Raw genomic sequence first — 12,152 nt, forward strand, 5'->3', positions numbered from 1 at the left:
GCATGGGTCACGCCGCTGGAGCTGCGTGACCAGAAACCGGGAGGCAATGGATAGACCTTCGACTACTGAGACAAAGGCCAAGAGATCGAGAAACATGCGAATCCTTGTCACTATCGTCATCGCCTGCATGCTGTGGACGGTCTGGTTGTCGTGCGCCTGTGCTCAAGAGGCCGACAGCGCCCTGCCCGGATGGTTGGTCACCGCGAAGGCGCTGGAGTCGAAGATCGCCGAGGCGCGGACAGCGAACGACAGGACCGAGGAGGCCAAGACCCAGCTGATCGAGCTGTACCGCAAGGCCTTGAGCAATCTACAGGCGGCGAAGGACAACGCCGCATCTGCGGCCACGTTTCGGCGTAGGGCCGAGCGTGCGCCGGCCGAGATCCAGGCCATCCGCGCGGCGCTTGCGCCGGATGCCCGGGCCGCGCCGACAAATGGCCTCGATGCGGATGCTGACACCCCGCTGCCGGTGCTTGAACAGCGCGCGCAGGAGGAGCAGGCGGAGCTGACCGCGACCGATGCGCGACGCGCTGACTTGGAGTCCCGTCTGGCAACCCTCGAACAGCGCCCGGAGGCGATCGGCCAGCGCCTCGCGGAGGCGACGGGACAACGCGAAGAGGCCTCGGCACAAGTTCAGACAGTGGCTGCCGATGATGCAAGCCCCACGTTTGCGCAGGCCCAAAAGTGGGTGCTGGAGACGCGCTATGTGGCGCTGAACACCGAGACCACGATGCTCGAGCAGGAACTTTCGACCCTGCCGCTGCGCACGCAGTTGCTGGAAGCCAGGCGCGACCAGGAAGAGGCCAACGTCGAAGCGGTCGGCGAGCGCATGCGGGTCCTCAACGACTTGCTCGACCACAAGCGCCGTCAGGCGGCGGAACAAGCAACGACACAAGCCGAGCAGACGCAGCGCGAGATCGAGGGGATGCCCCCGGTGTTGGTCGCGTTGTCCGCGGAGAACGCGGCGCTGTCGCGCGATGTCAACGACATCACCCAGCAGCTTCAGGCACAGGATCTGGTGCGACAACACCTCGAGCAGCTCGTGGAGCAGCTCGACGCCGATTACCGCGATGCCCGTGAAACCTTGGAGTCAGGCGAGGTCAACGACGATCTTGGCCGAATCCTGTTGCAGCAGTTCGACGCCTTGCCCGATCTGCGGGCCTTCGTTCAAAACGACGAGCTGCGCCAGACGGAGATCGCCGACCTCACCGTGCGCCGCTTGAAACATCGTGCCGAGGCACGGCGTATCGCCGATATAGATACGACCGTGGCGCGGCTCGCGTTGGAGCTGCAGGCCGATGCGTCGGCGCGGCCCCAGACCGAGGCACAGAAGGCGACGTTGCTGGAGCTGGTGCAGCAACGCCAGACCCTGCTCGACAAGGCCTTGGAGACCTATCAGCTCTACCTCGGCAAGCTGCGCGAGCTCGATCGGGCCGAGCAGGCGTTGCTCACGACCGCGGCCGAGTACGATGCCTATTTGGACGAGCAGCTACCCTGGTTGCGTAACGCCAAGCCGATCCGCCTCGAGGACATCCGCGTGCTGCCGAGCGAACTCAGCGCTCGACTCATGGCCGCGGACCTGCCGGGCTTGCCGCGCCTGATTGGCCAGCAGCTCGCGCGCAGCCCCGCCTTCTGGCTGGCCGTGATCGGCGCTGGCGTCCTGCTCTTGCAACGCCGAGCGATCATCGCCGCCATCGCATCGGTCACGCCACGGATCGGCAAACCCACCACCGACCGCATGGGTCATACCGGGCGCGTGCTGGGTCTGACCCTGCTGCTCGCGGCGCCGCTGCCCCTGCTCTTGGCGGTCATGGGCTGGCAGCTCCAGGCCGGTGGCGGCGCAACACAGCTGTCCCAGGCCCTGGGCAATGCACTGACACGGGCCGCCCTGCATCTGTCCATTCTGTTCAGCCTGGGCGCCATCTGCTTGCCTCAGGGGTTGGCGGGGGTCCATTTCCGCTGGCCGGAGCGCAACCTGACGCTGTTGCGCGCCCAGCTCAAAGGCTTCGTCTGGCCATTCGTGGCCGCGGTCTTGATCATTAACGTCGCGCTTGGCATCAACCGGGCCGAGACCGGCGGAACCTTGGCCAAGCTCGGTCTACTGCTTGGCTACCTGCCGCTGTCCTGGTTCCTGTACCGGGTGTTCCATCCCCGTCGTGGCGTGCTTGCACAGCTGCGATCCGGTGGCGACTACCCGATGCTCTTCCGCACCTACCCCATCTGGTACTCGCTGGTCGTCGGCGCTCCGTTGGCCTTGATCGCCCTGGCGTTCACCGGGTACGTCTACACGGCGACGGCCTTTTCCTATCTGTTCTTGCTGACGCTCTGGTTCCTGCTTGCGCTGGTGCTGAGTAACGCGCTCGCCTTGCGTTGGCTGCAGGTCACCAGACGGCGCCTGGCTTACGATGCCGCCATGGAGCGCCGGCGCGCGGAGCGAGCGGAAGCGCAAGGACAAGAGCCGGCCGATGAGACGGGTGAGCTGCAGTTCGAGGCGCCGGAAGTGGATATCACGGCACTGAGCGACGAGACGCGCGGGCTGATTCGCATCCTCATGCTCACCGCGGCCATCGTCGGACTGTACCTGATCTGGTCCAGCGCACTGCCGGCGCTGCACATCTTCGACGATGTGATCCTGTGGCATGGGACCGTCACCGTCGATGGCACGGAGCAGTCACTACCCATCACGCTCGGGAGCCTCGGCATGGCGCTGCTCTATGCCATCGGCACCTGGGTGCTGGCGGATCGGCTCCCGGCCCTGCTGGAGATCCTATTGCTGCAGCGTTTCAAAATGACGGCTGCCAGCCGCTATACGGTGACCACCTTGACGACCTATGCCGTCGTCGCGGTGGGCCTGTTGCTGGTGCTCAGCACGCTGGGCGCGCGTTGGTCGCAAGTGCAATGGCTGGCGGCGGCACTCAGCGTGGGTATCGGCTTCGGCCTGCAGGAGATCGTCGCCAACTTCATCAGCGGCTTGATCATCCTGTTCGAGCGACCCATCCGCGTCGGCGATGCCGTCACCGTCGGCGACACCGATGGCGTGGTCACCAAGATCAAGATCCGCGCCACCACCATCCGCAACTGGGACGGCAAGGAGCTGCTGGTGCCCAATAAGGAGTTCATCACCGGGCGCCTGCTCAATTGGTCGCTGTCGGACCAAACCACGCGGCTGGTCCTCGCCATCGGCATCGCTTACGGATCGCCGGTGCGCCAGGCCATGGACCTGCTGGAAGAGGCGGCGGATGAGAATCCCAACGTGCTCGATGAGCCTTCCCCAACCGTGATCTTCGAGACCTTCGGCGACAACGCGCTCGGCCTGCTGCTGCGCTGTTTCGTCGACTCCATCGATCTGCGCGTCAGCACCATCAGCGCCTTGAACGAGGCCATCAACGACAAGTTCAATGCCGCCGGCATCAGCATCGCCTTCCCGCAGCGCGACCTGCATCTCGACACCATCAAGCCGCTGCGGGTGCAGATCGAGCACGCGGTGCCGAAATAGGCGACGCATCCGCTGCATCCGTCCGAGGGCGTTGAGTCTGAGCCCGTCTCGCGCATGATCCGAGCAACATGTTTCGCGCACTGGTCGTTGTCCCGGCGGCGTTCTGCCACTTCTGTGACAATCACAACGGAGATGGCTCTTGCTCGCACGGATTCGCGCCGCGGTGGCGACCGGCGTCCTCGCCGAGTTTGGAACTCAGTGCACTGAGCCTGCTGCCGCCACGCCGATCGATCACTGCTTGGGGCTGCTTCTATCCGATGCGTGGGCGGCCATCCTCCACACCCAGTTCCATGTCGGTGCTCGACTGACCATTGACCGCCATCATCGCCGGAAGCCCATGAGCCTGCTCCCGACGCACACGAGGATCTTTTCGCATGACCTTGCCCGATCTCTGGCCACACTTGCGCCCCCTGGCCTTTCAACTGGACCCCGAGGTCTCCCACGACCTCGCGCTGAGACTGCTCTCGGGTTGGTCACGCCTCTTCGCCGGGCGGCTGCCCGCCACGGACCTGGCGCGCGACCCGAGTTTGGCCGTGAACGCCATGGGGCTGCACTTCCCCAACCCCATCGGTCTGGCGGCCGGCTTGGACAAGAATGGCACCGCCGTGCCCGCCTGGCAGGCGTTGGGCTTCGGATTCGTGGAGGTCGGGACGGTGACCGCCCTGGCGCAGCCCGGCAACCCGAAGCCGCGGCTGTTTCGGCTCACGCGGGACGAAGCCCTGGTCAACCGCATGGGCTTCAACAACGCCGGCGCGGAGGCGATGGGCCGGCGACTTGAGCGGCTCCGCGCGCGCGGACTGCCCGAGGTCCCGCTCGGGGTGAATCTCGGCAAGTCCAAGGTGACGTCCGCCGAGCAGGCGGCCGGGGACTATCGCCGCAGCTTCGAGCGGCTGGCCGAGCTGGCGGATTATGTGGTGGTCAACGTCTCCAGCCCGAACACGCCGGGACTGCGCGACCTGCAGCGGGTCGATGAGGTCACGCGCATCCTGGACGCCATCCAGACGCCCAATCAGCGACTCGGAAAACCCCGCCCCATCCTCCTGAAATTGGCCCCCGATCTCGCCGACGAAGACGCCATCGCCTGTGCCCAGGCGGCGCTCGGAGCCGGTTGCGCGGGCCTCATCCTCACCAATACCACCATCCGTTTCGAGGGCCTCGAAAGCTCAACGGAGGGACTGAGCGGCGGCCTGTCGGGGCGCCCGCTCCTGGCCCGCAGCACCCAGCTCCTGAGCCGGGTCCGTGAGGCGGTCGGGGCGGATCCGGTCCTGATCGGCGTCGGCGGCATCATGGATCCCGAGGGCGCGGCCGCCAAGCTCGCCGCAGGCGCGGATCTCATCCAGGTCTACAGCGGTTTCATCTATCAGGGGCCGGCCTTCGTGCGCAGGCTGCTGAAGACGCTTAAGCCGCGTGACTGACGTTGGGCCTCGGCGTCGGACGGACGTGCCCATCGAGCAAGGCAGGGCGCGGGGATGATGGGCACGCCCGTCGATTCTCAGCGCTCCGAGCAAAGCCCATCACGCGGGCTTTGCCCATCCTACGGGATCTCAGATGGGTAGGATGGGCAAAGTCCGCGCTCAGAGTTCGAGCCTGATAGCGACGTCGGACGGACGTGCCCATCGAGCAAGGCAGGGCGCGGGGATGATGGGCACGCCCGCCAAGCCTCAGTGCTCCGAGCAAAGCCCATCAGGCGGGCTTTGCCCATCCTACGGGATCTCAGATGGGTAGGATGGGCAAAGTCCGCGCTCAGAGTTCGAGCCTGATAGCGACGTCGGACGGACGTGCCCATCGAGCAAGGCAGGGCGCGGGGATGATGGGCACGCCCGTCGATTCTCAGCGCTCCGAGCAAAGCCCATCACGCGGGCTCTGTCGCTTGCGGGGGCTGGCGGCGATGCCCTCGCCCCAAGGCCGAGCGGCGTTGTCTCAGAGCGCCGCTGACCAAGCCTCGGCCAGCGCGTCCGCCTCAACGGCGGGGCTGAAGAGGTATCCCTGCCCCTCAAGGCAGCCCTCGGCGCGCAGGAAGTCGGCCTGCGCCTGTGTTTCGATGCCTTCGCCGAGGACGCCCAGCCCCATGTTGCGCGCCAGGGCGATGATGGCCCGCACGATGGCGTCGTCGCCCTCATCCTGCGTCAGCTTGTCCGTGAAGGATCCGTCGATCTTGAGCCGGTTCAGTGGCAGGCGCTTGAGATAGGCGAGCGAGGAATAGCCGGTGCCGAAGTCGTCGACCGCCAGGGTGATCCCCAGCCGACGCAGGGCCCGCAGGACCTCGATCGACTCGTCCGCCCGGTGCATGATCTTGGACTCATTGATCTCGAGCTCCAGGCGCTCGGGCTGCAGTCCGGCGCGCTCCAAGGCCAACCCAACACGATCGATCAGGCCGGGGCGCTGCAGCGACCTGACCGAGAGGTTCACCGCCAGGCGCGGAATCTGGAAGCCGGCGCGGTCCCAGGTGCGCACTTGCCGACAGCTCTGCTCCAGCACCCAGAAGCCGAGCTCGTCGATGAAGCCGATCTCCTCCGCCAGCGGGATGAAGACGCGCGGCGGGATCTGACCCAGCTCAGGATGCGCCCAGCGGCAGAGCGCCTCGACGCCGCACAGACGGCCATCCGTCAGGCCGAGTTGGGGCTGATAGTGCAGCACCAGCTCCGCGCGCTGGATGGCGAAGCGCAGATCGTGCTCCAGACGCAGCCGCTCCATGGCGCCCTCTGACATGGCGGTCTCGAAGAAGCGGAAGCCGTTGCGTCCGGTGTTCTTGGTCTGGTACATGGCGACGTCCGCATGGCGCACCAGTGTCTCCATGTCGGCGCCGTCGTCCGGGTAGATGCTGATGCCGATGCTGGCCGTGATGAACAAATCCCGGCCCTGGACCGCGAGGGGTCGGGAGAAGGTCTCCATGAGGCGGTCGGCGAAGGTCGCCGCGAAGCGCGAGGCCGGGATGTCTTCCAGGATGATGACGAACTCGTCGCCGCCGAGCCGCGCGATGGTGTCGACCTCACGCACCTGCTTGGCCAGCATCTCGGCGACCTCGATGAGGAGCGCGTCGCCGACCCCGTGGCCCAGGGTGTCGTTGACCTCCTTGAAGCGGTCGAGATCGAGGAACAGCAGCCCGAACTGGCGCTTGTAGCGCTTGGCGCGCTGCAGACAGCTCTCCAGGCGCTGCTGGAAGAGGCTGCGGTTGGGCAGACCCGTGAGCGGATCGTGGTGCGCGAGGTAGTCGAGCCGCTCCTCGGATTGCTTGAGCTGGCTGATATCGCTGAAGACCCCGACATAGTGGGTCGGCTCGCCCGCGCTGTCCGGCACGGCGCTGATGTTCAGGAGCGCGGGGTAGACGTGGCCGTCCTTGTGGCGGTTCCAGATCTCGCCGCGCCATTGGCCGGTGCGCGTGAGCGTCTCGTGCATCTCGCTGAAGAACGCCGCGTCGTGGCGAGCGGAGCGCATCAGCTCAGGTGTCGCCCCCAGCACCTCCGCCTCGCGATAGCCCGTGATTTCCGTGAAGGCGCGATTCACGGCGAGGACACGGTCGTCCAGGTCGGTGATGACGACGCCCTCGGCCGTGCTCTCGAAGACCCGCGCCGCTTGTCGCAGTGACTTCTCGGCCTCGACGCGGGCGGTGATGTCCTGCACCGCGCCGAGCAGCTTGATGACGCCGTCGTCTTCCAGGAAGGGCTCGCAGGTGATCTGCACCCAGGTCGGCTCGCTGCGTTCCGCCGTGAGGCGGGCCTCCATATCGAAGGGCGTGCCACAGACGATGGCCTGCTCGACCGATGCCTGCAGCCCCGGCCGGTCCCTGGGATCGAACAGATCCACCAGGGCATCCAAGCCCGGCTGCTGATCGAAGGATATCCCCAAGAGCGCGAGCGTCCCCTGGGTCCAGCGGATGGTTCGGGCGGCGGGGTCATACTCCCAGCCGCCCACCTTGGCCATGCGGCCGGTCGCATTGAGGAAGTCCTCGCTGCGCTTGAGCGCCTCTTCGAATCGCTTGCGTTCGGTGATGTCCCGATTGACGCCGCGCCGGCCGAGAAACCGGCCATCCTCAGTCAGCACCGGGTTGCAGATGTGCTCGATCCAGTGCTCGCTGCCGTCACGCGCCAGGATGCGAAACTCCAGCGTCTCCAGATCCGCCGCCTGATTGTCGGCCAGCGCCTTCAGATGCGCATCCCAGACGGACCGGTCGACGGCGAGGATGAGACGGGCAAAGAGTGTCGCATCCGCCATGAAGTCGTCCGCGGCGTGCCCGCTGATGCGCTCGCAGGCCGGGGAGACGTAGACATAACGGCCCTCAGGCCCCAGCCAATACTCCCAATCCGAGCTGAACTCGGCGAGCACCCGATAGCGCTCCCGGCTCTCCCGGAGTCTCTCCTCGTCCTGGATGCGGGCGAGGTACACGGCAAGGTGCGTGGCGACGGATTCGAGCAGGTGCTGCTCTTCCACCAGGAAGGGCGTTTCCTCCCGCGCATTCGGCGGCTCGCGGTAGCTCAGGGTCACGTCCCCGAAACTCACCCCTGCCAGGGGAATGGGCGCCGACAGGCTCAAGTCAGTCTGCGCGTAACCGGGCGTGGCGGCGCTCATCTCCGGGAGGCGAATCCGCGCCTCGGCCAGCTCGGGGTATCTGAACCCGGCGGGAAGGCGCTCGGCGACATGCTGCAAGACGTCTCTGACCGAGGCCCTGGTCTGACTCGTCTCGAGGAGGACGTCGTGGAGGGTTGCGAACTCCTTGAGCCGCTCGCGCATGTCGGCTTCACTCTGGCGCAGCTGCTCTCCGGTCTCCAGCAGGGATCGGCGCTGCCTCACGGCCTCCGTGCGATCCACCACGCCGCAGACGAACTGCGGAGGGGCATCGCCTCCGGCGGGGATGGGGGCGATGTGCAGGTCGCCGATGAAGCCGTCCTCGCCCTGGCCGGTGAAGTGGATCTCGGGGAGGACCAGGGCTCGGCTGTCCGCGAGCTGACCCAAGACACCGAGCACAGTCGCGCGGTCGCGCTCCTCGATCAGCCGGGCGAAGAAATGATGCAGGAGGTGAGAGCCGCGCAGATTGAACAGCGCCTGTGCCGCCAGATTGGCCTCCTTGATCAGGCCCTGACGATCGATCACCAGCTCGGCGATCGGCAGTGTGTTGAAAAGGGACGTGAAGCGCGCCAGGCCCTCCTGGACCTGGCGCTGGCTGAGGACGAGCTCCTCGTTCTGGATCTCCAGCTCCGCCTGGTAGACGCGCAGGTTCTCGACCACCGCCTCCAGCCCGAGATCCCCCCTGGCGAGCAGCTTGTCGGCCAGGTCGAAGCGCCGCAGGCGCAGCGCGGTGAGCGCGCGCTCGTGCAGTTCGGCGTCCGAAAGCCCCGTGAGACCATCCAGGAGCCCGTCCTCGTCCTGGTTGTCGCTGGTCGATCTAGCCATTTTGGGCCTTGGCACAGCGCGTGATGTTGATGTGGCTGACGATCACGCCGGCGCTGGCATGTTCGATCGGCGCGACATGCATGAGGTACGTGCGCGGCTCACCCTGCTCACCCTGCTCGTCGCCGAGATACTCCATGCAGAAGGACGCGGCCTCGCCGCTCAGCACCTGTTTGATCCCTGCCAGCGCCTCCTGGGCATGCGGCTCGCGCGCCAGCACCCCCGTCTGGCTGGCCGCCAGATAGTCGGCACCCACCCCGGTCGCCTTCAGTTCCGCATCCCCGTGCTCGGAGGCAAAGGTGCGCCATGCGCGGTTGACCATGGTGACCACCCCCTTGGGATCCAGGACCACGACGTGCTCGGGCAGCGAGTCGAGCACCGCTTGCAGCCGCTCCACGTCGCGCAGCGTCGTGATATCCACGAAGGTCGCCACGGCCCCGCGCGACTCACCCGAGCGCACCGCATAGGGCAGCACCCGGACCAGATAGAAACGCCCGTTCGCGGAGCGGATCTCGTGCTCCAGCATGTCGCCGCTGACGATCGTCTGGCGCAGCTCCGTCATGAACTCCGGGTATTGAAGGAGGTTGCTGAAGTCGTCGAGCGGTCGGCCCAGATCGCCCTCGCGGATCTTGAAGAGGGTTGTCGCCTCCGGTGTGAAACGGGTCAGGCGCAGCTGCGGATCCACGAAGATGGTGGCAATGGAAGCCGCCTTGGCCATGCCGTCGAGGTCTGCGTTGAGCCGGTTGAGGATCTCGATCTTTTCCTGGTTCTCGGCATTGACCGTGTAGAGCTCCTCGTTCACGGACTGCAGCTCTTCATTGGAACTCTGCAGCTCCTCATTGGAGGCCATGAGCTCCTCGTTAGTGGCCTGCAACTCCTCGTTGGCCGTTTCCAGCTCTTCGATGGTGGCCTGCAGGCTCTCGCGCGTCGCGGCCAGCTCGCGCTCGAGGTTCTCGAGTCGCTGTGCCGTCTCGCGATCCAGGCTGATGGTCTCGATCGGCGCAGCACCGGGGGCACGCGGCAGGGTTCGCGCGCCGGAGTCGTGCGTGACAGCCGGCGCCTGGGGCTCATCCGGTTCGAAAGAGAGCAACAGATGGAGCTCGCCCGGGAAGGGTTCGACCGGCCGCGCAACCAGACGCAGCTGCTCATTGCGGCCGTCCGCCAGGGGCAGACCGATGATCTCCGAGCAGAGCGTGGCGCGATCGCGGGCGGCCTTGTAGAGCAGGGCCTTGGCGATGGCGACGAGCGAGCTGGGCAGCAGGCGCGCGAGGTCCAGGCTAACGCTGCCCTCGCCGATACGCAGGTAGGCACCGACGTCGCCGAAGACGTGGAGCAGATCGTGGCGTTGATTCAGCAGCAGGCTGGTCGGTGCATAGTTGTGCAGGAGCATCCCCTGAGCCGCGTCGATCAAGGCGGCGTCGGTCGCGAGGCTCTGGGTGCGGCCTCCTGGGCGCGGCAAGGTTTGCGCGAGCGTCTGACGGGTACGTGGTGTGCTGGACGCATCCAGGGGCAAGGCCACATGACGCAGGATGCGGTAGATCTTGTGCTTGGAGCTGACCGCCGTGAAGTCCGTGTGCATATTGGCGATGGACTCGCTCGGCCCCAGGAAGAGGAAGCCGCCGGGGGCAAGGGCGTACTGCAGCCGGCGCAGCGCGCGCTCCTGCGCCTGGGACCGGAAGTAGATGAGCAGGTTCCGGCAGGACACCAGATCCATGCGGGTGAAGGGCGGATCGTCCAGGAGATTGTGCCGGGCGAAGACGATGCTCTGACGGATCTCCGTCTTCACCACGAAGTGCGTGCCGCGCTTGACGAAGAACCGCTCCAGCCGCTCGGGAGAGATCTCGGCCGTGATGGCTTCGGAGAAGACCCCGGCACCGGCCACCTCGATGTTCTGCGGTTCCACGTCGGTCGCGAAGAGCTTGAAGCTGGGCCAGCGGTGCTCGCGCTCGAAGGCCTCGGCGAAGAGGATCGCCATGGTGTAAGCCTCTTCGCCCGTCGCGACGCCCGCCACCCAGGCGCGGATCGGCTGATTGCCTGAGTGGTCCGCGACGATGGTCCGGATGGCGGTTTCCGCCAAAACCTCGAAGGCATCCGGGTCGCGGAAGAAGTTGGTGACAGGAATCAGCAACTCGCGCCTCAGGGTCGCCAGCTCGCCGCGGTCGGTGCTGAGCAGGCGCACGTAGTTCACCAGATCCGGGGTCTGCCGCACCTGCATGCGCCGCTCCATCCGGCGCATCACGGTGGCTGGCTTGTACTCGCGGAAGTCGATGCCGCCGGCGTGCTGCAGCAGGTGCATCGCCTCCTCGTGCGCGCTGTCCCGGTCGATCTCCATGGTCGCGGCCGGCGCCCGGACCTTGGGAGGCGGAATCTGATGCATGTGATCAAGGACGCGTGGCCCGATCTGCTCCGGCGGGAGGATGGCGTCCACCAAGCCGGTCGCGATGACGCTGCGTGGCATGCCGTCGAACTTGGCGGTCTCCGGCTCCTGAGCGAGCAGAAAGCCGCCGGCATCGTTGATGGCCACCGCGCCTCGGGTGCCGTCCGAGCCCGTGCCGGAGAGAATGATGCCGATGGCGTGGCCGCGGAATTCGCGGGCGAGTGAGGAGAAGAACAGATCGATCGGAAGGGTCAGGCCGCGTGGATTCTTTGGGCTCAGTCTCAGGGCATTCCCTGAGGCCGTCATCAAGCTGGCCGGCGGGATGAGATGCACCCGGTTCGCCTCGAGGTGCATGTCATGCTCGACCGTGACCACGGGCATGGAGGTATGGCGCGCGAGCAGGTTGCCCATCATGCTCTTGTGGTCTGGCGAGAGATGCTGGACCACCACAAAGGCCGCGCCCGTGTCGTCCGGGACGCTCTGGAAGAAGCGCTCCAAGGCATCCAGGCCACCGGCCGAGGCGCCGACGGCGACGACGTAGCCTTTGAAGGGCTGGGTGCTGGGCGCCGTCTCGACCGCGCCGTTCACTTCGGAATCATTGGACATGCGGGGCAAGCTCCTGGGCGACGCACCTCTGGATATGCATCGAATCTGAATGAGCGACGGTTCTGGATGCCTTGATCCGAAGACCGTTGCCGCTCGGGTGGGCGAGCGCGTGTGAAGTCTCGCGAATCCCGCGCCAGCCGTGGTGGACGGCGCCGTGCGTCTCCACGACGGCTGTGTGGTTTTTCAAGTGCGGCACTCATGATCGATGCCGTTCTGAGTTCGCACGGACATCGAGCGGTCATTTCAACAGCAGAGCCGATCATTCAACAGCAAACCCCACCATGACACAAA

Annotated in this window: 4 protein-coding genes; 2 read left to right on the forward strand and 2 right to left on the reverse strand. The window is 66.2% G+C overall.

The annotated features are described in order from the left end of the window. Window positions 1-94: 94 nt before the first annotated feature. Both CKO23_RS10050 and CKO23_RS10055 read left to right on the forward strand, forming a co-directional pair. Window positions 95-3,493 (forward strand): mechanosensitive ion channel domain-containing protein, encoded by a 3,399-nt coding sequence (locus CKO23_RS10050; protein WP_200330608.1) that lies wholly within the window; start codon window positions 95-97, stop codon window positions 3,491-3,493. 374 nt (window positions 3,494-3,867) lie between these two features. Beyond that, complete coding sequence (locus tag CKO23_RS10055; RefSeq protein ID WP_200330610.1) at window positions 3,868-4,908, forward strand: quinone-dependent dihydroorotate dehydrogenase; 1,041 nt, start codon at window positions 3,868-3,870, stop codon at window positions 4,906-4,908. Window positions 4,909-5,413: 505 nt separating this feature from the next. Here CKO23_RS10055 and CKO23_RS10060 read toward each other — a convergent pair. Continuing rightward, window positions 5,414-8,881, reverse strand: coding sequence for a bifunctional diguanylate cyclase/phosphodiesterase (locus tag CKO23_RS10060; RefSeq protein WP_200330612.1), 3,468 nt, complete (start codon window positions 8,879-8,881; stop codon window positions 5,414-5,416). Beyond that, window positions 8,874-11,861, reverse strand: a complete 2,988-nt coding sequence (locus CKO23_RS10065; protein WP_200330614.1) for a chemotaxis protein CheB — start codon at window positions 11,859-11,861, stop codon at window positions 8,874-8,876. The genes CKO23_RS10060 and CKO23_RS10065 overlap by 8 nt, the downstream gene beginning before the upstream one ends. Window positions 11,862-12,152: the final 291 nt, after the last annotated feature.

The sequence above is a fragment of the Thiocystis violacea genome (assembly GCF_016583565.1).
GTDB lineage: Bacteria > Pseudomonadota > Gammaproteobacteria > Chromatiales > Chromatiaceae > Thiorhodococcus > Thiorhodococcus violaceus_A.

Excerpts from the sequence above, each read along its gene's own strand:
- CKO23_RS10050 (WP_200330608.1), top strand. The coding sequence starts at position 95 with ATGCGAATCCTTGTCACTATCGTCATCGCCTGCATGCTGTGGACGGTC.
- CKO23_RS10055 (WP_200330610.1), top strand. The coding sequence starts at position 3,868 with ATGACCTTGCCCGATCTCTGGCCACACTTGCGCCCCCTGGCCTTTCAA.
- CKO23_RS10060 (WP_200330612.1), bottom strand. The coding sequence starts at position 8,881 with ATGGCTAGATCGACCAGCGACAACCAGGACGAGGACGGGCTCCTGGAT.
- CKO23_RS10065 (WP_200330614.1), bottom strand. The coding sequence starts at position 11,861 with ATGTCCAATGATTCCGAAGTGAACGGCGCGGTCGAGACGGCGCCCAGC.